Origin of the sequence: Mesorhizobium sp. ESP-6-4 (assembly GCF_020164735.1) — a bacterium.
Lineage (GTDB): Bacteria > Pseudomonadota > Alphaproteobacteria > Rhizobiales > Rhizobiaceae > Mesorhizobium.
The window spans coordinates 580,575-601,014 of record NZ_JAIUGS010000002.1; the positions used below are offsets into that span (position 1 = coordinate 580,575).

The window sequence follows — 20,440 nt, forward strand, 5'->3', positions numbered from 1 at the left end:
CGGGTGCCGAATTCCTTATAAGGTCAATTGCACGCAGCCACGGTTCTAAGCGCTTCGGCTCGGGAAGGTGCGGGCAACTTTCCGATCCGTCGAACAGAAGCGTAGAACCTCGGGTAGTCGCCGGAGCACAAGTCGAACAAGCGAAGAAACGCCGGGACCTGTTCGCCGTAGACAGCGGTCGCGGCGAGCTTTGCGTTGTTGATAGGGCTATCGAACCAGGCATCATATCCCCGGTATCCAGCCCATCGCCTGTCGCGCATTTGCCGGTAGCGCATCCGCAGCCTGTCGATGGCGGCTGCTTTGGCGGCCGCCATCTGCTGCGGGCTGCGGGGACTTCCATAGACCTGCCTCAGCTCATCCCGGGTTTTCGATATCAGTCCGAGAAAATCGGCCTTGCGCTTGCGATCGATTTCGTAGCTGCGCAATCCGGCGCGATTGCCGGTGGCGCGGAGCCATTTCCTCGTACCGGTGGTTTCGACGGAAACCGCGAAAGCCTCGTTGAATGCGGAGTCGCCGTTCACATAGACTTTCTGATGCGCCAGCTCATGGAAAATAAGGCTTGCGAGGTAGGTGTCGTCCTGACGCAGCATGGTGCTGAGCAGCGGATCGCTGAACCAGCCCAGCGTGGAATATGCGGTGACGCCCGACACATAGACGTCCAGCCCCTGCCGCTGCAGTTCAGCAGCACTTTCGAGCGCGTCTTTGCGCGAAAAATATCCCTTGTATGGAACGCAGCCGAAGACTGGAAAGCACCAAGTTATCGGCGCAAGCGAGAATTGCGGCGCAGCAAACACGGCCAAGGTCACATTGTTCCGACCGACGTCGACATAACTGCGGTAGCTGTTGTTATCGGGCAGCGCCAGCTCTTCCGTGGCAAAGCGGCGTATGGCGCTGGCGGAGGTCAATTTGGCGCGCAACGCCTGTGGCGTCGACGGATCGCGGATAAGTCTTCCAACGTTCTTGCGCGCGGCCATGATCTCGACATGGCCCTCCAACGACTGCGCGTAGTAGGAAATGCTGGTGCATCCAGTCACGCCGGACGCCAGGATCGCCGCGGCAAGCAATCGAAAAACGCGCTTCACAGCCTGCCCACCCCCCGCCCGTCTCCCATGGAGCAAATGTCTGCTCCCGTGTCTCAGGCGCGCCTATTTTCGTCAAGACCTGGAGGGCAGGTCGGACTTTAGATTGCTCAGCGGCCATCACCTCCGCCGCGCCGCCAGCCGCAGCCACGGCGCCAGATGGAACGCTGCCATCAACAGATACATCGGCACCATGCCGCTGAGCGCCGAGGCGCCCGACATGCACATCATGTCCTGGCCCCCATAGGCCGCCGTGAGCAGCGCCATCATGGCGAAGGTAGGAGTCGCGGCGAGGCAAAGCCAGTCGGCGAGGCCGAAGCCGCTCAGGCCGTTTGGGCGAGGGGCAGGATTGTCGATGCTCATGATATCCACCTTCTGATGCGGACAGGGTTCGAGCCCGTTGGAACAAGCACGAGGCGATCGGCTCCGGCGGCGCGCGGTTTGCGCCGCCGGAACCGCTTCACGCTCAGGCGTTCTTGTTGCGGAACGCCGCTTCGCCGGCATCCGAGACCTCGACCCATCTCTGGTCGGGGGCGGCGCCTTCCTCGTAATTGTCGTGCCAGTTCCACCATTTGTAGGTCTGGGTCTGCGGATAGCCCTCGGGCGAATCCTCCCATACCTCCTGGCGGCCGAGCGGGGTGACGTCGAGATAGCTCCAGACGGTGCCAAAGGCTTCGTCGCCGCGGTTGTTGACGAAATAAGTGCGGAAGATGCGCTTGCCGTCATGGATGAAGACGTTGTGGCCATGCCATTCGTCGACGCCGAAATCCTTATCCCAGCTATCGGTGATGGTGTACCAGGGCATCTTCCAGTCCATGCGCTGCTTCAGCCGCTGGATGTCGGCCTGCGGCGCGCGCGAGGCATAGGCAAGCGTGGTGTCGCGGGCGTTGAGATGGGCAAGGTTGCCGACCATGTCGGCGCCGAGCGAGCAGCCGCGGCACGCATGTTCGGGCCAGCCATAGACGCCGGGCTCGAAGAAGGCGCGGTAGACGACGAGCTGGCGGCGGCCTTCGAAGAGGTCGAGCAGGCTCATCTTGCCGTTCGGACCTTCGAACACATAGTCCTTCTTGACTTCCATCCACGGCATGCGGCGGCGTTCGGCGGCCAAAGCGTCGCGGGCGCGGGTGAGCGCCTTTTCCTTCACGAGCATCTCTTCATAGGCGCCTTCCCACGCTTCCTGCGAAACGACCGGCGGTGTCTTCATATGTTGGGTCATTGCTCTTGTCCCGTTCTTGGGTTTGGTTGGGGTGACGAGGACAGACATAGGACAGCGCACTGCGATGGTGAGAGTTACAAGTGTGACGCGATTTGCTGCGGCGGGCGCTGAGACGGTGGCATGGATTCGCTGATCAATGCCGCCGGCCGCGCGCTTGCCGCGGGCGATCCGCTCGGCGCCTTGAAGCGCGTTGCGCTGCGCGACGACGCGCCGGCGCTGGCCCTGCGCGGCATCGCGATGGCGCAGCTCGGCGATTTCGCCAAGGCCAAGGCACTGCTGAAGGACGCCGCCCGCGCCTTCAGTCCGAGGGAGGCGGTGGCGCGCGCCCGCTGCGTCGTCGCCGAGGCCGAGATCGCGCTGGTCTCGCGCGACCTCGGCTGGCCGGAGAAGGCGCTGCGGTCCGCCCGCGCGACGCTCGCCGCGCATGGCGACCGGCTGAACGCCGCCTATGCCGGCAGCCTCGAGGCGCGCCGCCTCATCCTGGTCGGCCGCCTCGACGAGGCCGAGCGCCTGCTTGCGGACTTCGATCCGATGCCGCTGCCGCCGGTGGCGCGCGTCGCGCATGAACTGGCCGCGGCCGGCATCGCCGTCCGGCGCCTGAGGACAAAGGCGGCGCGCTCGGCATTCGGCCGGGCATCGCTTGCCGCCTATCAAGCCAACATCCCGGCATTGAAGGCCGAAGTCGAAGCGGCGTCCCTGGTGCTGAACACGCCGGTGGGCCGGCTGATCGCGCGCGGCACGGAGAAAGAGTTGCTGCTCGACGAGGTCGAGGCGCTGCTGGGGTCCGGCGCGCTGGTCATCGATGCATGCCGCAACGTCGTGCGCGAAGGCGGCGCCGTAGTCTCGCTGGCGACCCGGCCGGTGCTGTTTGCGCTGGCGCGCACGCTCGCCGAAACCTGGCCGGCGGATGCCTCGCGTGAGACATTGCTGAGGCGTGCCTTCCGGGCGAGGCATGTCGATGAATCGCATCGCGCACGGCTGAGGGTCGAGATGGGACGGCTGCGCGCCGAGCTCGCCGGGATGGCCGAGATCAATGCGACCGCCGGCGGCTTTGCGTTGACGCCGCTGAACGCCGCCGAGATCGTCGTGCTGGCGCCGCCTGTCGAGGATGAGCATGGCGCGGTGCTTGCCTTTCTGACCGATGGCGAGGCCTGGTCGAGCTCGGCGCTGGCGATCGCGCTTGGCGCCAGCGCGCGCACCGTGCAGCGGGCGCTGGAGCAGTTGTCGACCGAGCACAAGGTGCAGGCGGTGGGCCGCGGCCGGGCGCGCCGCTGGATGATGCCGCCGGTCACCGGATTCCCGACTGTCTTGTTACTCCCCGGTCCGCTGCCGAGCGACTAGTTTGCCGGTACTCGGCATCGAGGGAGAGACGTCATGAAACTGATCAGATTAAGAGCGCCCGGCGGCCTGGAACAACTCTCGTTGGTCGAAGAGGATCGGCCCGAGCCCGGACCGGGCGAGTTGCTGGTCCGAATCCGGGCATGCTCGCTGAACTTCCACGACAGCATGGTTGCAACGGGCAAGAAGCCCTGCGCCGACGGCCGCATTCCGCTGTCCGATGGTGCTGGCGAGGTGATTGCCGTCGGAGAGGGCGTCGACGCATTCGAGACCGGCGATGCCGTTGTCAGCTGCTATTGGCCCAATTGGCTGGGTGGCGAGGCTACGCCCGCCACCAAGCAGGGCGAACTGGGCGATGATGTCGATGGCTATGCAAGGGAATATGCCTCGATGCCGTGGCATGCTTTCACGAAAGCGCCGGCGGGTTACACCCATGTGGAGGCGGCTACACTCAGTTGCGCCGGTGTAACCGCCTGGAGGGCACTGGTGGTGTGCGGTCAGGTGAGGGCTGGCGATACGGTGCTGGTCCTCGGCGCGGGCAGCGTGTCGTTGTTCGCGCTGCAGTTCGCCAAGATGGCGGGCGCCCGTGTCATCGCGACATCTTCCTCCGATGACAAGCTCGAAAAGCTCAGGCGGCTCGGCGCCGATCATCTTATCAATTACAAGGCCGTGCCCGACTGGGGCCGGAAGGCCAGGGACCTGACTGATGGACGCGGTGTCGATCACGTGGTCGAGGTCGGCGGCCCCGGCACGCTGGCGCAGTCGATAACGGCCTGCAGGATGGGCGGCCACCTCGCGCTGATCGGCGTGTTGACCGGCTTTGCCGCAGAAGTGTCGATCCCGGCGCTGTTTTCCAATCAGATCCGCATCAATGGAATTTCCATCGGCAGCAGAGCTGACCAGGAAGATATGATCCGGGCGATAACGGCCAACGGCCTGAGGCCTGTTATCGGCCGGAGCTTTCCGCTGCGCGATATTGCCTCGGCTTTCCGGGCGTATGAGAGCCAGAAGCATTTCGGCAAGGTCTGCATCGAGCTTTGAGGCGGTTCATAAATTCCCGACTGTGTTGTTGCTCCCGGGTTTGCAGCAGAGCGGCTAAAGTCGAAGCTGACACAAGAGACCGATGAGGATTGGAAAATGAAAAGAGCCGCTGCCGAGATCCTGCGCGAATATGGACCCTTTCCGGACACCGAGCGCGTCAATGGCGTTACCTATGATGGCAAGAATGTCTGGTTTGCCACCGGGGACAAATTGAAGGCCCTCGACCCGGAGAGTGGCGCCATCGTGCAATCGATCGACGTCGCCTCGCATGCCGGAACCGCTTTCGACGGCGAGCACCTCTACCAGATCGCCGAGGATCGCATTCACAAGGTCGACCCAAAGACCGGCGAGGTCGTCGCCACCATTCCCGCGCCGGGCAATGGCGGCGATTCAGGTATGGCCTGGGCCGAAGGTTCGCTCTGGGTCGGCGAATACAGGGCCCATAAGATCCACCAGATCAATCCTGAAACGGGCGAGGTGATCCGTAGCATCGAGTCGAAACGCGTCGTCACCGGCGTCACCTGGATCGACGGCGAACTCTGGCATGCCACTTGGGAAGGTGAGGAGGGCGATCTGCTGCGCATCGATCCCGAGACGGGTGACGTGCTGCAGGAGGTAGCGATGCCCTCCGGTGTGTCGGGACTGGAATCCGATGGCGACGGCTGCTTCTTCTGCGGCGGCGGCAGCAGCGGCAAGATCAGGGCCGTGCGCCGGCCGGGATACGACGCTAGCAAATAACGGATGGCCGGAACGGGCGGCCCGGTCAGGCCGCCTCGCGCGCCGGCCGGGTCATGGGCTTGCTGGAGGCCTTGGCGGCTGTCGGCCTGTCGAAATGCGCCCAGGCCGGCCGCTCGAACAGGAAGGCGCCGAAGCCGACGCGCTGGACGACGAAGTAGAGCACCACCGGGCTTATGACCGAGACCAGCAGCACCGCCAGGCTGAGCATGCCGGTATCGGTCAGGAGACCGCTCGCCAGCATGACGCCCCGGAAGATCGACATCGGGATGGTGAAGGCGACATAGACGACCAGCGAATGCTCGCCGAGCCAGCGCAGCCATTCCATGGAAGCGAATTTCGACAGGAAACCGCCGGCAACGCAGAGCGCCACGGCGCCGGCGACGGCAAGCGACAGATGCAGCGGCGGCCATGCCGCCAATCCCATCTGCATGCCGACCGGCTGCATCGCATAGCCCGGCGAATAGACGAGCAGGCCGTTGACGATCGCCCAGGCGAGCAGGCCGAGAACGGCGATCGCCGGCCGTACCTGCGTCCACTCCACCAGCCGGAATATCAACGGCGCGAGCACGAAGCCGAGATAGAAGAACACGAAATAGGCCGCGAACTGCTCGAGCGCGTAGCTGTCCGGCTTCGGCGCCCACATCTGCAGCGCGGCGGCAGCCAAGATGACGATCCAGTGCGGCACGCGAAGTTCGCGCAGCATGCGGATGACGATCCCGAACACCGCCAGCATGTAGATGAACCACAACACGCCGTATGGCTGGACGGCGGCCATCGTGAGATCATGCAGCATGCCGGCGGGGTCGCGGCTGAAGATGCCGATCTTCAGTCCGATCGAGATGATCGCCCAAAGCACGTAGAAATAGAGGTAGTGGACGACGCGGCGGTCGATATAGCGCCGCCATGGCCGGTCGATCACCTGCGACAGGAACAGGCCCGAGATCAGGAAGAATTCCGGCATGCGGAACGGCGTCGCGAAGCCGATGACATAATGCAGGAAGCCGACGCCGCCGGTGTATTCGCCGGTGTTGTAGGCGGCATACATCATCACCACCAGAATGATGGAAAGACCTTTTGCCGTATCCACCCACGGCATGCGGTTCGGGTTGCTCATGAACGGTCTCGAGGAAATGTACCTCTTCAGATTGTAGCGGACAGGCACATCCCGCGCAGCATCAAGCTTCCATTAACGTAAACACGGCCTTCGTTTCGAGGCGGTCTCAACGATCGCCCGATGTCGGAACCACGGTGGCGGAACGCGGCTCGCGCATCGTTACCGCGACGATCGCGCCCGACAGGAAGGTCAATGCGGCAATGGCCGCGATCGCCGCAACGAAGCCGAAGAAGTCGGCGATCAGGCCGGCGGACAGCGCCCCGATCGCATAGCCGAGGTCGCGCCAGAAGCGATAGACGCTGAGCGAGCGCGCCCGCCAGGAAGGGTGCGATGCGTCCGAAACCGCCGCGATCAGGCACGGATAGACCATTGCCGTGCCGAGGCCGAGCAAAAGGCTGGCCAGCAGCCACCAGCCGAATTCGCGCGTCATGGCGGTGGTGAGAAGCCCCGCAGCCTGCACCCACATGCCGGCGACGATCAGGCCCTTGCGGCCCCAGCGGTCGCTCAACGGCCCGGTCGCGACCTGGAGGATGCCCCACACCGCCGGATAGACCGCCTTGAGGATGCCGATGCGCTCGATGCCTAGCCCATTGGCAACGAAGAAGAGCGGAAACAGCCCCCAGCTCATGCCGTCGTTCAGATTGTTCACCAGGCCGGCCTGCGATGCGGCGAACAGATTGCGATCCCCGAACGAGGTCAGCATGAAAATCTCGCGGAAGCCGAGCGGGGAAGCTTGTCTTGGATGGTTGGCCAGCTCCAGCCGCAGATGCTCGCGCGTGTCGCGCACGAGCAGGATCGACAGCGCCGCGCCCAGGATCGCATAGCCGGCACCGAGATAGATCGGCACGGGGCGAAAGCCGTAACGGCTCGCCAGATAGCCGGTCAGGAAAGCCGTGACGCCGACGGCGAGATAGCCGGCGAACTCGTTGAGGCCGACGGCGAGCCCGCGCGACTTCGGTCCGACCAGATCGACCTTCATGATCACGGTCATCGACCAGGCGAAGCCCTGGTTGATGCCGAGCAGCGCGTTGGCGGCGACGATCCATCCCCAGCTCGGCGCCCAGATGATGATGAAGGGCACCGGCAGGCCGAACAGCCAGCCGAGGATCAGGACGCGCTTGCGGCCCCATCTGTCGGCAAGCTGGCCGGAGACGAGGTTGGCGCAGGCCTTGACCACGCCGAAGCTGACGATGAAGGAGACGACCAGCGTGGTTGACGCCACGCCGAACTCCTCCGCGCCGATCAGCGGCACCACGGTCCGCTCGATGCCGACCATGCCGCCGACAAAGGCGTTGATCAGCACCAGGAGCGAAAACTGCTTCCAGTTGGCCTTGAGGCCGAGCGCGACGGCAGACGCCGCTATGTTCAAGATTTCGCTCCGGCGTTGACGGCCCGGGTCCGGGCGGCCTGCGGCGGTGGGGGAGGGATGTCGGCGGTCATGGCTGCGACGAACTCAACCTCATCCTCGATCCGGAACGCCTTGTTGAAGCGTCGCTCGAAGCCGATGGTCGATGTCGGCTTACCGCTCAGCGAGCGGCCGCAGACCGAGCCCGAATAGGCGCCGGGCAGCACCTCGATATGGTCCGGCAGCTCCTTCAGCCGCCGCACGCTGGCATAAAGCGCGCGCGCCCCGTCCTCGGCGCTTGAAGCAAGCTCGGTGCGACCGAGATCGCCGACCATCAGCGTGTGTCCGGTGAGCACGAACCACGGTTCGGCCGACCGCGTCCGGTCGGTGACCAAAAGGCTCAGATGCTCCGGCGTATGGCCCGGTGTATGCAAGACCGTCGCCGTGACATTGCCGAGCTCGAGCACCTCGCCATCCTTGACACGCCGGAACGGGAAGCCTGCTTCGGCCCCTTCGAACAGCACGTATTCCGCGCCCGTCGCCTCGGCCAGCGCGCGTCCGGCCGAGATGTGGTCGGCATGGATATGCGTGTCGACGACATAGAGGATGCGCATGCCGGTCGCGCGCGCCGCATCGACATAGGGCGCGATGTCGCCGACCGGGTCGACCACGGCCGCGGAAGCCTTGCCGCCGCAGCCGAACAGATAGGAGGCGGCAACCGGATCGTTGTGCAGGAACTGCCTGAGAATCATCGCTTTTTCCTCCGAACGAGCGGCTGCGCCCCGGGGAGCCGCTCCGCTTGACAGCAATGGTCGAAACCGTCATTCAATTATTCCATTGAATGACGGCAGAAAGGTCGATGTCAATCCGCAATCCGAAACAGGCGTTGTACGAGCAGTTCGCGATCGTCGCCAAGGCGCTCGGGCATCCGCTGCGCCTGGAAATGATCGAGCATCTGGCGCAAGGCGCGCGCAGCGTCGAGGCGCTCGCGGCGAAGCTCGGCCTGCCCGTCGCCAACATCTCTCAGCATCTGCAGGCGCTGCGCCGCGCCGGCATCGTCTCGGCCGAGCGCGATGGAAAATTCGTGCGCTATTCGCTCGCCGATGACAGCGTGCTTTCCGCCTTCGCCGCGGTGCGCGGCGTTGCCGAGCGGCAGCTCGCCGAGGTCGACCGCATCGTGCGCGGCTATTTCGACGCGCGCGACGACATGCGGCCGGTCACGCGCGACGAGCTTGAGAGGCTGATGCGCGACGGACTAGTGACGCTGATCGACGTCCGCCCGGCAGACGAGTTCGCGCTCGGCCATGTGCCGGGCGCCATCAATGTCCCGCTGGGGAAAGTCAGGGCCTGGTCAGCCGACGCCGCTGTCGGCCGCGAAATCGTCGCCTATTGCCGCGGCCCGTGGTGCGTGATGTCCTTCGAGGCGGTCGCTGCGCTGCGCGCGCTCGGCCATTCGGCGCGCCGGCTGGAGGACGGCATGCCGGAATGGAAAGCCGCCGGCCTGCCGGTGGAAGTGGTTACCTGATCGTGGCCAGTTGGACAGCGCCGAACGCTCGCGCGTCGACGTGCCACTGAGCGCCAGTTGCAGACGCTTGATGACAACATCGCGAATGCCTTAAGCGGAGCCGTGAGCGGATTGGCAGGTCTCCACCCTTTTCCGCAACGCCAGATTCCTGGCCAACCATCTCGACCGCTTAGGAGGTGACCTTCGGGTACCAGTCGGTCCCGCGACCTTCCGGCGTCAAGTCCAGGACGTTCCACAGCATCATCAGGTCCGGCTCGGTTGTCGGGTCTTTGCCCGGATCGGCTGACTCGAAACCCAGCTCCGCCCCCCGAAGTGCCGAATGGTTCCGTCGTGCGATACCCAGACTGTCGTATAAACGGCACTTTATTGCGCTTCGTAGAGTTCCAACGGCAATCCATCCGGGTCGCTGAAGAAGGTGAAGCGCCGATCCGTATATGGGTCGATCCGGATTGGCTCTACGGCAACGCCGGCGGCCTTCAGGCGCGCAACTACGAGGTCGAGGTTCCCCACAGCAAATGCCAAGTGCCGCAGCCCTGTCGCCTCTGGATAAGACGGCCGCGGCGCTGGGGCCGGGAAGGAGAATAATTCCAGCTGGGCGGATCCGATCCGCAGGTCGGCCTTCCAGGACTGCCGCTCCTCCCGATAGACCTCGCGGATCAGGTCCAGGCCGAGAAGCTCGACATAGAACCGTCGTGACCGATCGTAGTCGGTGCAGATAAGCGCGACGTGGTGAATGGCGTCCAGCATCTTTCGAAGTCTAGCCAAGCTGGGCTTTGGGGCCAAGGTCACCACTTTGTTGCTGTCGTCGCTGACACGATCGCCTTATCGCTTCGGGTCAGAGCCTAACATCCAGACGGCGGGCAACCGTGCTGACCGTGGCTCGCTTGGTTGCGGGCGGGCCTGCTGTCCTGCGGGGCATCAGGACCGTCCGCGTGTTTACCAAAATCGAGATAGGCTGGGATCGTAGATACGTTCACACGGGAAAACCGGCCTTTCTGAAGCCCGACGTGAAAAGCTCAAGGGCGACTTGATCGGTGAACGGGAGACCTGAAATCAGCCGGACGGTCAGCTCGTGTTTCCTGGTCAGTGCTTCCTCGACTTCAGCGCGCGCCTTCTCCATCTCGCCCAAATGTGCGTATGACGCTGCGAGGAAGGCATGGATGAAGAATTGGTCACCGGCCTTCCGATACGAAGCGACAGCTTCCGAGTACCTTCCAAGCAGGAACAGAGAGCTGCCCTTCACCTCCCAGAACCACACCGGAGGTAACGGCTCGCGCAGGAGCGCGGTTTCGAGCACGTCGAGTGCCGTCTCGGCCCGTCCGCCGTAGTTGAGCCAGCTTGCGTAATCCCCCGCTATATTCACGTCTAGCGGGTTCAACGAGCGCGCTCGCTCAAAATGCACTCCGGCGTCGCTATGCTGGCGCATGTGTGTAAGCACCAGCCCCATGCTCTGGTGACAGACGCCATCGCTTCTGTCGAGAGAGAGCGCCGTCCGTGCCGAGTCCCAGGCTTTCTGTAGCGTCCGCGGATCATTGTCGTACCAAAATCGGCCGACGAGGGCCTGCGCGAGGAAGGCGTGGGCTTGAGCGAATGTTGGATCGAGATCGACAGACCGGACGAAGAGGGGCTCGGACTTTTCCAGTTCATATCGGTGAAAGTGCGCGCGCCCCTGCAGGTAGTAGTCGTATGCATCCCAATCGGCGGGTGGCTTGCGTCTGGTACGGGTCGCCGATTCCGCCTCCGCTTGCCCTTCGACCATCGAGGCGATAAGCGCCGCAACCTCGTCTTGTAGCGCGAAGATGTCGTTAAGGGCCCGATCGTAGCGTTGCGCCCACAGATGGGTGCCGGTGGCGGCGTCGATCAGTTGTGTGGTGATCCGAATGCGATCACCGAGTTTTCTTATGCTGCCTTCGACGAGATAGCGAACTCCGAGTTTGCGATGCACTTCGGCAATGTCCATTGCCGAATGGCGAAATTGAAAAGACGAATTGCGCGCGATGACGAGGAGGGAGCGAAACCTGGCCAGCTCCGTGATTATGTCCTCGGTTATGCCGTCGCTGAGATACTGCTGGTCCTGATCGCCGCCCAGATTGGCAAAAGGCAGCACCGCGATCGAAGGCTTGCCGGACGGCGGTATCGGTTTGTAGGGCGCGCTCGCCACCGGCTTGACAGTCCCGGTGAAGCGGTAGCCGACGCGAGGCACCGTGGCGATCCACTCACCGCCATTATCAGCCGGACCGAGAGCCTTTCTTAGTGTCGCGATTTGAACGGTAAGGTTGCCTTCCTCGACGGCGGTTCCCGGCCAGGCAGCATCCAGCAGTTCGGCCTTGGTCAGGATCTCGCCAGGCCGTGCCGCAAGCGCAGCAAGCAGCGTCAGTCCACGATGCCCAACAGCGACCGGGATCTCCTCTCTAAGGAGCGTCCCCATGTCGGGGTCGAGTACGAACGGACCAAAAGCGATGCGAGTCCCGTGCATGCAGGCATAGTAGACGTTTCGGAAATTTCGGAACAGTTCCGGCGCCGCGCAAATCTAACGGCGAACTTTCCGGGAAAGTGCGTCATCAATTTGCTATGGCGCAACTCTGCTCATGGCGCCGGGCGCTGCCGATGCCCGCCTTTGGATTCGGTTCAAGGGCGGGATAGTCGCGCAGCCAGCCAGCCAGCCTTCTCGATCGGCGTCGGGAAGCTCTCTGTTATCGGCATTACGCAGCTGCCCCGCCGGAGCGCCGCGCTCCAAAAGGCCTGACCTCAGTAACCGAAAATTGGCGCTCGTACTCCACTGCAAGTTTTACAGGCGCAACTTTCTACGCGAAGAGGAAGTCTGATTCGGTAATGTGAGCTGCCGCCGTCTCGCCCACCGCCACGTTGAGGTCGATTGTACCGGCGTCGTCGCTGAAACCGACAATGAGCCCGCTGCTGCCGGTGTCGACTTTCACCACTGCTCCTTCGGCGGATATGTTGTGTGCGTGAAGATAGTCGAGAGCTGCCTGAGAGGAGGCGAAAGTTCCGCTAGTACCGGGAGCGTCGTTAAGGATCAAAGCGACGTGCCGCGATTCATGCAGATCGATTTTATCCTCGCCATGCTTGAATCCCTGGATGGTGTCCTGCACGGTCGCCGATGATTCGCCCGAGAAGAAGACGAAGGTGTCCCGGGCGCCGTCCCCGGTGGTGATGCCATTGTTCGCCGACATCCAGTCCGCGCCTGCGCCGCCGAGGATGATGTCGGCGCCCCTGCCGCCATAGATGGTGTCGTTCTGGTCTCCACCCAATATCAAGTCATTCCCGGCATCGCCGTACAGGGTGTTGGTACCGCGACTATCTTCTACCACGTCATCGCCTGCACCGCCGTGGATAGTGTCGTTACCGCTGGTGGGGGAGGTGGCGGTGTCGTCGCCGTAGAGGGTATCGTTGCCGGCACCGCCCTCGATATAGTCGTCCCCGGCGTTGCCGAAGATCGTGTCGTTACCGGCACCGCCGTAGAGTGTGTCGTTCGTGTCGCCGGGAGTATGATCCTGACCGTCGCTCGGGCGAATCCCGCTGCCGCCGTAGATAGTGTCGTTCCCGGTGCCGCCGTGAATCACGTCGCTGTCGATCCCGCCTCGGAGTGTGTCGTTGTCAGCGCCGCCATTGATCGTGTCGTTGCCGGCACCGCCGTCGAGAAGATCATCCCCGGCCCCGCCGGTGATAAAGTCGTTGCCGTCATCGCCGTTGAGGGCGTCGGCACTGGCGCCGCCGTGGAGGAAATCGTTGCCGGGGCCACCGGAAAATAGGTTGGTGAGATCGTCACCGATCATTCGGTCGGAGAAAGCCGAACCGAACCAGGTGCCGGTGTATGTGAAGTCGGTGGTGTATGCGGTCCCGCCGGCGAAATAAGCGGCCTCGTTGGTGACTGTCGCGCTCGGCGGGATGTTCTCTTCGAGTTGGACTGTGTGGGTGTGCAGATTCAGATCGACACTCGCCGTCGACTGCGAGAAATCCGGGCCGACTGATACTAAGACTGGCTTTTTAGTCATGGTATTCATCTCCCTGTTGTGCACAAGATTGTGCGCGTTGTGGCGCTACACTGCGGATATGAAATATGTGCCTTTGGTCTGGGTCTCCTTTGTTGTGAAAAGGATGCGTACGGAGCTGTTGAAGATTTCATTTCTCGCGCAATGAGCGACGGATATCTTGCGTGAGCGGTTCGGCAAGATATGCCAGCACGGTGCGGGTGCCGGTCTTGATCATGGCCTCGCTCGACATACCCGACAGCAGACTTTGTCCACGCCGCCGAGCCCGTCGGAGATTTGGAAGCCGTCTGTATTATCGCCGCCCGAGGCCGAGGTGTATGGAGGCGGCCAGGTCGGCTCTGATACCGCTTCGGGCACCCCCTAAACCGCGCACTCCCTACCTCTGTCCGCATACGTGTATCTCACTATCAGGTGTTGGGGGGCGACTTGTGCGCCGCCCCTCACTGGAGGTTACACCAGAGCGCCGAAGAGGAAGTCCGCCTGTGTGATATGCGCCGCCGCCGATGCGCTTACCGACACGTTGAGGTCGAGAGTGCCGGCGTCGTCGCTAAAACTGACGAGGTCGACGGCAGAACCGTCGATGACCTTTACTACTGTACTCTCGACAGAGAGATTGTGCGCGTGGAGATAATCGATAGCCGACTGTGCCGAGTTAAAGTTGGGGCCTTGCAGGAACGCGGTGTCGTGAGTGTCCCTCAGGTCGAACTTATCGTCACCGTGTTTGAAGTCGGTGATGACGTCATGTTGGCCGGCGACGAAGGTGTGGCTGTGGAAGACGAAGGTGTCGTTACCCCCGCCGCCCGTCAGGGTGTCGCTGCCGGAATTGATCGAGAAATTTGCCCTACCCCCTTCGATGGTGTCGTTGCCGGCCCCACCGTTGATGGTGTCGTCACCGATAAACCCGACGATGGTGTCGTTGCCCCCGTCACCGTACAGGAAGTTAGCTCTGCCGGACGGGAGAAACATGACGTCACCTTCGATATAATCATCACCGGCCCCGCCATGGATGGTGTCGGTGCTGTTGTGATTCATAGCGCCGTTGTCGCCGTAGAGGGTGTCGTTGCCGGCCCCGCCGTTGATAGTGTCCTGGCCCTCGCTGCCGGTGATGGTGTCGTTGCCAGCGTCGCCATTGAATATGCCGCCGTCACGGCCGGCCCTGATAAAATCGTTGCCGCCACCGCCATTGACTATGTCGACACCGGGGGAGTAGTGGGCTTGGCTGTCGTCACTGGTATAGATGGCGTCATCACCGGCCCCGCCGTTGATGATATCGTTACCGTCACCGGCTCTGATAAAGTCGTTACCGTCACCACCTTTGATGGTGTCGTCGCCGGCGTTGCCGTAGAGGGAATCGTCGCCGGCGTCACCGGCAATAGAATCGCTACCGTCACCGCCTTCAATCCAATCGTCACCGCCGCCGCCGTACATGAAATCGTTGCCGCCGCCGCCGAGAAGATGGTTGAGGAGATCGTCGCCGATCATTCGGTCTGAGAATTCCGAGCCGGTGTAAACACGGAGATAATCCCCGGTGGGGTTGGTGAAGTCGGTGGTGTAGGCGATGCCGCCGGCGAAATAAGCGGCCTCGTTGGTGACTGTCGCGCTCGGCGGGATGTTCTCTTCGAGTTGGACTGTTTTGGCGTGCAGATTCAAGTCGACACTGGCGCTCGACGACGAGAAATCCGGGCCAATTGATACTAAGTCTGGCTTCTTAGTCATGGTATTCACCTCCCTATCGCGAACACAATTGTGTGCGATAAACTCTATAGTGTGGTATAGTGAGAATGATACGCACGTTATTCACAGATGATTACGCAATTTTACGTCATTTCTCGCGCAAAGAGCGACGGATGTTTTGCGTGAGCGGTTCGGCGAGATAAGCCAGGACCGTGCGGGTACCGGTCTTGATCATGGCCTCGCTCGTCATGCCCGGCAGAAGCCGGCGACCGTCAAGCTTGGCCAGTTCGCTCTTGTTGATGATCACCGTCGCGGAGAAGTAAGCAGCGTTCGTGCGCTCATCCACCAATCGATCGGCCGACACCGTTTCCACAACTCCGCTGAGCTGCGGCAGGTTGTATTTGGCGAAGGCCGGGAAGCTGACATAGGCCGTCTGGCCAGGGGCGACCGTCTCGACGTCCTCGGGCTTGACCATGGTCTCGACAACCAGCTTCTCGCCGAGCGGCACGACCGTCATCAGCGTGTCGCCGGGTTTCACCACTCCGCCCGCCGTGTGAACTTTCACGTCCATTACGATTCCATCGACGGGCGCGGTGATGTCGGTGCGCTTGAGGACATCCTCGGCCGCGCGCGCTTGCTGCCGGAAGTCGAACAGCTCCGCTTCGACCTTGCTCAATTCGTCAACTGACTCGTTCAACTGTTGAGTTGTAAGGTTGAGGATTTGCATGTCGATCTCGGCGATAGAGCTGCGGGCGCGGGCGATCGATGCGACATTCGTGGCGCGTTCTCCCTCGGTCTGGCGTTGTTGCTGGGTGAGCGTCAGGTTGCGTTCGCGGGTGGTGAGCCCCTTGCTGAGCAAAGTCTCGAGGTCTTTGTTCTCATTCGCGAATGCCGCGATCCGCTTGTCCTCGGTCGCGATAAGCTGTTGCAGTCCGGTAATTTGCTCGGCGGTCTGCTGGCGGCGTTCGTCGAGGATTGCCTTCTCGTCCTTCAGGTTGCGGTGCTTCGCGTTGAAGACGTCACGTTGGGTGGCCACCGCGTCCTTGACGGCAGGGTCCGGGTTGTCGAGCAATGCCTGGTCGAACTCGATCGTGTCCTTGCCGTCGCGTTCGGCCCGGAGACGGGCGACGAGTGCCTCGCGTGTGGCGATCTTGTTTTGGATCGAGTCCAGTTGAGCCTTGGCTTGGGTGTTGTCGAGACGGATGAGCACTTTGCCCTTCTTGACGACATCGCCGTTGACGGCGTCCAGTTCGGCGATAATGCCGCCCTCGAGGTGCTGGATGAGTTTGCGGTCGCCGTCGACCTTGACCACTCCGGTCGTCACCGCCGCGCTGTCGAGCGGTGCCAGGGCCGCCCAGCCGCCGGCCACGCCGAAGAACAGGAACATGATTGAGAAACCGGCGTTCGTGACGGCTCTGAGACGGAGCGGTTGCAACGTCGGCGGGGGTGGCAGTGGCTGGGGGAGAGCGACTATGTTCATATCGTCGTCTGCTGTGTTTGCGCGGGTCATGACGTGACCGCCGTGACGTGATTGGTGTTGGGCAGCTGGGCCACTCTCCTGGCGCGGGCGGCGAGTTCATTGAAGACCGCGTCACGCGCCCCGAATAATTCTTGTCTGCCCTGATTGAGCACCAGCACCTTGTCGACTTTCTCCATGATGCTTGGGCGGTGTGCGATTAGGATCATCGTAGTGCCCGTCGCCTTGACCGCGCCGATCACGGCCATCAGGGCGTCTTCGCCCTCGCGATCGAGGTTGGAATTCGGCTCGTCCAGGATGATGAGTGTCGGATCGCCGTAGAGTGCCCGCGCCAGCCCGATTCGTTGGCGCTGTCCGCCTGACAGCGATGCGCCTGAATCCCCTACTTGAGTTTCGTAGCCTTTCGGCAAGCCCTTGATCAACTCGTGAACGCCCGCCAGTTGCGCGGCCTTGATCACGCTGTTGAAGACCGCGGGACTGAGCTTCGCGAAGCGGGCGATGTTCTCGGTGATCGTGCCGGCGAACAACTCGATGTCCTGCGGCAAATACCCGACGTGCCGACCACGGTCCTCGGCGGGCCACTCGGCGACGTCCATGCCGTCGAGCAAAGCGCGACCGGCCGATGGGCGCCAAGCGCCGGCGAGAACGCGGGCCAGGCTTGTCTTGCCGGATGCGCTCGGGCCGATGAGCGCCATCACTTCACCGGGCTTGAGTTGGAAACTCACGCCTTTCAAGACAGGCTCGCCGCCACCCTGCCGGGCGAGGACAATACTCTCTGCCTCGACCTTTCCTTGTGGGCGTGGCAAAGACCACACTGCTTTGGCCTCAGGGCGTTGGCCGACAAACGCGGTAAGACGCTTGTAAGCGGCGCGTGCCCCGAGCGTCGCCTTCCAGGTGCTGATCGCTTGCTCCACGGGGGCCAGCGCGCGACCCATCAAGATTGAGGATGAGATCATGATGCCGGGAGAGGCCTCGTTTTGCAGCACCAGGTAAGAGCCGAGGCCGAGCACCGCCATTTGCAAGGCCATCCGCCAGAAACGTGCGACAGACGCGATGGCGCTGGCGCGGTTACCGGCGGCGACTTGTCCGGCGCTCGCTTCATCCTGCTGCTCTTGCCAACTGTCGAGCAACGGCCGCAGCATGCCCATGGCCTGGACGACCTCGGCGTTGCGGACTGCCGACTCGGCTTGGGTGAAAGCCCGTGCCTGCGCGTTGCCGGCCTCTGTCAGCGGTTTGCGGGTGGTGAGTTCGTTGAGCAATGCCAGCGCAAACAACACGCACCCGCCGGCCAGCGCCAACCAGCCGAGCCACGGATGCATGAAGAAGATGGCGATGAAGAAGATTGGCGCCCACGGTGCGTCGAGGATTGGGTAGATGCTCGGGCTGGTGAAGAAATTCCGCACTTGGTCGAGATCGCGCAGAGACCGCGTGCTGCCTTGACCCGGCGCGGCGGCCGAATGCTCTACTGACGCGGTCAACAGGACTGGGGCCAGCCTCGAGTTCATCCAGGCGCCTACGGTTGACAGCAGGCGGGCGCGTACCATTTCGAGCCCTGCCATTGTCAGGATCGCCGCGCAGGCGATCAACGACAACGCTGCTAAAGTTTCCACGCTGTGGCTGGACAGAACCCGGTGGTAGACTTGAAGCATGTAGAACGAGCCGGTGAGCATCAGTATATTGATGCCGCCGCTGAACCAGATAAGCGGCGTTATGGCGCGTTTGGCCTCTTTCATCACTGCCTGCAAAGCAGGAGCCTGTTTGTTGCTTATTTGCATGACGGCGACCGCGCCCGTTCCGCGCGCCGCACGCTATCTTGCTTTTTGGCCTCTGAAATCCATCAAAGGAATGATGCGGCGATACAAGCGTGCCTCGCCTTTCGCTAAACGTTCGTGTAACTGCCTTTGATAAAACGCCGCGTGCGCTGGGTATTTGGGCAATCAGCAGATGCACATGCGGCGGCGCGGGCCTTTGGTGCCAACACTATTTCAGCTTTCGGGTGTCGGCATTCGTGGTTCGCGCGGCTGAAGTGAGGCGTAAAGCGATCGTCAGCAGGCGAAACTGGCGGATACGGTTCAAAAAAGCCAACTATGTGTAATTGCAGGCCCGCCTGTGCTCAGGCGAGCCACTTCAATCGGCTAAAATCTCAGTCCTTGGCGCGCTCGACGTAAGAACCGTCGGCGGTCATCACCACCACGCGCGTGCCGGCCGAGATATGTGGCGGCACGGCTGTGCGCACGCCGTTGGAGAGTATCGCCGGCTTATAGGACGAAGACGCCGTCTGGCCCTTGGTCACCGGCTCGGTGTCGACCACCTCGAAGGTGGCGCGCTGCGGCAGCACCAGCGAGATCGGCACGCCGTTGAACTGCGCGAGCTGCACGGCCATGCCTTCCTGCAGATAGGGCGCCATGTCGCCGACCACGGCTTCCGAGGCCACGACCTGGTCGTAGCTTTCCGGGTTCATGAAGTGAAAACCTTCGCCATCGGAATAGAGGAAGGTGTGCTCGCGCTCCTCGACGTAGGCGCGCTCGACCATTTCGGTCGTACGGTAGCGCTCCGAGATCTTCACGCCGTCGCCGATGCGGCGCATGTCGAGCTGGGTCACCGGCGTGCCCTTGCCAGGGTGGATGTTTTCGGCAAAGAGGATGACATACAGCTTGCCGTCCTTATCGACGACGTTGCCTTTGCGTAAGGAACTGGCGATGACCTTGACCACGATATTCGATCCCGTTCGAGTTTTTCGGCCTGCAAGCGTCGATTTCCGCGAAGCGGCGACGGCGGCCATCGCGTGCGCCCTAGCGCATCTTGCGCCGAACCGCCAGCCTGTCGGGCGATTTTCCTGCCCATGACCGCCGCTTCGCCCTGGTGGACGCCGCATATTCATGCCGACCGCCGGCCCCGGCTGATGGCGCGCAATGCCATCGCCGCCGCCCTGCGCGGCTGGTTCGCGCAGCGCGATTTCATCGAGGTGACGACGTCGGCCCTGCAGGTTTCGCCGGGCAACGAGGCGCATCTCGCCGCCTTCGCCACCGAGGCGATCGGGCCCGACGCATCGCGCCGGCAGCTCTATCTCCACACCTCGCCGGAATTCGCCTGCAAGAAGCTGCTCGCCGCCGGCGAGGAACGCATCTTCAGCCTCGGCCCGGTCTGGCGCAACCGCGAGCGCGGGCCGCTGCATCACCCCGAGTTCACCATGCTCGAATGGTACCGCGTCGGCGATGCAGTTGAGCGTCTGATGGCCGACTGCGCCGAATTCCTGGCGCTCGCCGCGGAAAAAGCCGGCGCCAAGAGTTTCCGTTTTCGCGGCCGCGAGGCCGATCCGTTCGCTGAGCCGGAGCGGCTGAGCGTGGCGGAGGCTTTCCTGCGCCATGCCGGGATCGACCTGCTCGCGACCGTATCGGCCGACGGCAGCACCGACCGCGACGCCCTTCACGAGGCACTGGTCCGCGCCGGCCTGCGCACTGCGCCCGACGACAACTGGGCCGACCTGTTCAGCCGGGTGATGGTCGAAAAAGTCGAGCCGGTGCTGGGGCAGGGGCGGGCCACCATCTTATACGGCTATCCGATTTCGGAAGCGGCGCTCGCCCGGCCGAGCGCTGAAGATCCGCGCGTCGCCGAGCGCTTCGAGCTCTATTGCTGCGGCGTCGAGCTTGCCAACGCCTTCGGCGAGCTGACCGATGCGGCCGAACAGCGCCGCCGCTTCGCCGCCGAGATGGATGAGAAAGAGCGCGTCTATGGCGAGCGCTATCCGTTGGACGAGGATTTTCTTGCCGCTTTGGCCATCATGCCGCAAGCCAGCGGCTCGGCCCTCGGCTTCGACCGGCTGGTGATGCTGGCAACAGGGGCCGCAAAGGTCGACGACGTGATCTGGGCGCCGGTGGCGTGA

The 20,440-nt window shown here is 62.9% G+C and carries 18 protein-coding genes and 1 pseudogene; 5 read left to right on the forward strand and 14 right to left on the reverse strand.

Going from position 1 to position 20,440, the window contains the following annotated elements; all coding sequences use genetic code 11:
- Positions 1-23: 23 nt before the first annotated feature.
- From LB523_RS06585 to LB523_RS06595, 3 genes are all read right to left on the reverse strand, one after another.
- Positions 24-1,082 carry an aminopeptidase gene (locus LB523_RS06585; RefSeq protein ID WP_095767841.1) on the reverse strand — a complete coding sequence of 353 codons (1,059 nt, stop codon included), beginning with the start codon at positions 1,080-1,082 and terminating at the stop codon, positions 24-26.
- A 117-nt stretch (positions 1,083-1,199) separates the two neighbouring features.
- Positions 1,200-1,442 (reverse strand): hypothetical protein, encoded by a 243-nt coding sequence (locus LB523_RS06590; protein WP_224601630.1) that lies wholly within the window; start codon positions 1,440-1,442, stop codon positions 1,200-1,202.
- A gap of 103 nt (positions 1,443-1,545) precedes the next feature.
- Positions 1,546-2,295, reverse strand: a complete 750-nt coding sequence (locus LB523_RS06595) for a DUF899 domain-containing protein (RefSeq protein WP_224601632.1) — start codon at positions 2,293-2,295, stop codon at positions 1,546-1,548.
- A gap of 120 nt (positions 2,296-2,415) precedes the next feature.
- Here LB523_RS06595 and LB523_RS06600 point away from each other — a divergent pair, with 120 nt between their 5' ends.
- The 3 genes from LB523_RS06600 to LB523_RS06610 all read left to right on the forward strand — a co-directional run bounded on the left by LB523_RS06600 (position 2,416) and on the right by LB523_RS06610 (position 5,412).
- Positions 2,416-3,636, forward strand: coding sequence for a helix-turn-helix domain-containing protein (locus LB523_RS06600; protein ID WP_224601634.1), 1,221 nt, complete (start codon positions 2,416-2,418; stop codon positions 3,634-3,636).
- A gap of 33 nt (positions 3,637-3,669) precedes the next feature.
- A complete protein-coding gene (locus LB523_RS06605; protein WP_224601636.1) occupies positions 3,670-4,674 on the forward strand; it encodes a zinc-dependent alcohol dehydrogenase family protein in 1,005 nt (334 codons plus the stop codon).
- A 96-nt stretch (positions 4,675-4,770) separates the two neighbouring features.
- Complete coding sequence (locus LB523_RS06610; RefSeq protein ID WP_095767837.1) at positions 4,771-5,412, forward strand: DUF5074 domain-containing protein; 642 nt, start codon at positions 4,771-4,773, stop codon at positions 5,410-5,412.
- Between the two features lie 25 nt (positions 5,413-5,437).
- Here the strand turns inward: LB523_RS06610 and LB523_RS06615 are convergent, their stop codons facing one another.
- The 3 genes from LB523_RS06615 to LB523_RS06625 form a co-directional block, all read right to left on the reverse strand.
- Positions 5,438-6,526 (reverse strand): acyltransferase family protein, encoded by a 1,089-nt coding sequence (locus LB523_RS06615; protein WP_224601638.1) that lies wholly within the window; start codon positions 6,524-6,526, stop codon positions 5,438-5,440.
- A gap of 106 nt (positions 6,527-6,632) precedes the next feature.
- Positions 6,633-7,895, reverse strand: a complete 1,263-nt coding sequence (locus tag LB523_RS06620) for an MFS transporter (protein ID WP_224601640.1) — start codon at positions 7,893-7,895, stop codon at positions 6,633-6,635.
- Positions 7,892-8,623 carry an MBL fold metallo-hydrolase gene (locus LB523_RS06625; protein WP_224601642.1) on the reverse strand — a complete coding sequence of 244 codons (732 nt, stop codon included), beginning with the start codon at positions 8,621-8,623 and terminating at the stop codon, positions 7,892-7,894. Before LB523_RS06625 ends, LB523_RS06620 begins: the two co-directional genes overlap by 4 nt.
- A 107-nt stretch (positions 8,624-8,730) precedes the next feature.
- On the opposite strand from LB523_RS06625, the gene LB523_RS06630 reads away from it, so the two are divergent.
- On the forward strand, positions 8,731-9,396 hold the full coding sequence (locus tag LB523_RS06630) for an ArsR/SmtB family transcription factor (protein ID WP_224601644.1): 666 nt from the start codon (positions 8,731-8,733) through the stop codon (positions 9,394-9,396).
- Between the two features lie 169 nt (positions 9,397-9,565).
- Here LB523_RS06630 and LB523_RS06635 read toward each other — a convergent pair.
- The 8 genes and pseudogenes from LB523_RS06635 to efp form a co-directional block, all read right to left on the reverse strand.
- Positions 9,566-9,741: pseudogene (locus LB523_RS06635) on the reverse strand (DUF899 domain-containing protein); the annotation flags it as partial.
- An 18-nt stretch (positions 9,742-9,759) separates the two neighbouring features.
- Positions 9,760-10,143 (reverse strand): VOC family protein, encoded by a 384-nt coding sequence (locus LB523_RS06640; protein ID WP_224601646.1) that lies wholly within the window; start codon positions 10,141-10,143, stop codon positions 9,760-9,762.
- Positions 10,144-10,369: 226 nt separating this feature from the next.
- Positions 10,370-11,824 carry a winged helix-turn-helix domain-containing protein gene (locus LB523_RS06645; RefSeq protein WP_224601649.1) on the reverse strand — a complete coding sequence of 485 codons (1,455 nt, stop codon included), beginning with the start codon at positions 11,822-11,824 and terminating at the stop codon, positions 10,370-10,372.
- A 376-nt stretch (positions 11,825-12,200) separates the two neighbouring features.
- On the reverse strand, positions 12,201-13,409 hold the full coding sequence (locus LB523_RS06650) for a calcium-binding protein (protein WP_224601651.1): 1,209 nt from the start codon (positions 13,407-13,409) through the stop codon (positions 12,201-12,203).
- A 447-nt stretch (positions 13,410-13,856) separates the two neighbouring features.
- Positions 13,857-15,122, reverse strand: a complete 1,266-nt coding sequence (locus LB523_RS06655; RefSeq protein ID WP_224601654.1) for a calcium-binding protein — start codon at positions 15,120-15,122, stop codon at positions 13,857-13,859.
- Positions 15,123-15,228: 106 nt separating this feature from the next.
- On the reverse strand, positions 15,229-16,560 hold the full coding sequence (locus LB523_RS06660; RefSeq protein ID WP_224601806.1) for an HlyD family type I secretion periplasmic adaptor subunit: 1,332 nt from the start codon (positions 16,558-16,560) through the stop codon (positions 15,229-15,231).
- 26 nt (positions 16,561-16,586) lie between these two features.
- On the reverse strand, positions 16,587-18,290 hold the full coding sequence (locus LB523_RS06665; RefSeq protein WP_224601655.1) for a type I secretion system permease/ATPase: 1,704 nt from the start codon (positions 18,288-18,290) through the stop codon (positions 16,587-16,589).
- Between the two features lie 410 nt (positions 18,291-18,700).
- Positions 18,701-19,270 carry an elongation factor P gene (gene efp, locus LB523_RS06670; RefSeq protein ID WP_140840929.1) on the reverse strand — a complete coding sequence of 190 codons (570 nt, stop codon included), beginning with the start codon at positions 19,268-19,270 and terminating at the stop codon, positions 18,701-18,703.
- Between the two features lie 129 nt (positions 19,271-19,399).
- On the opposite strand from efp, the gene epmA reads away from it, so the two are divergent.
- Positions 19,400-20,440 carry an EF-P lysine aminoacylase EpmA gene (epmA, locus tag LB523_RS06675; RefSeq protein ID WP_224601657.1) on the forward strand — a complete coding sequence of 347 codons (1,041 nt, stop codon included), beginning with the start codon at positions 19,400-19,402 and terminating at the stop codon, positions 20,438-20,440.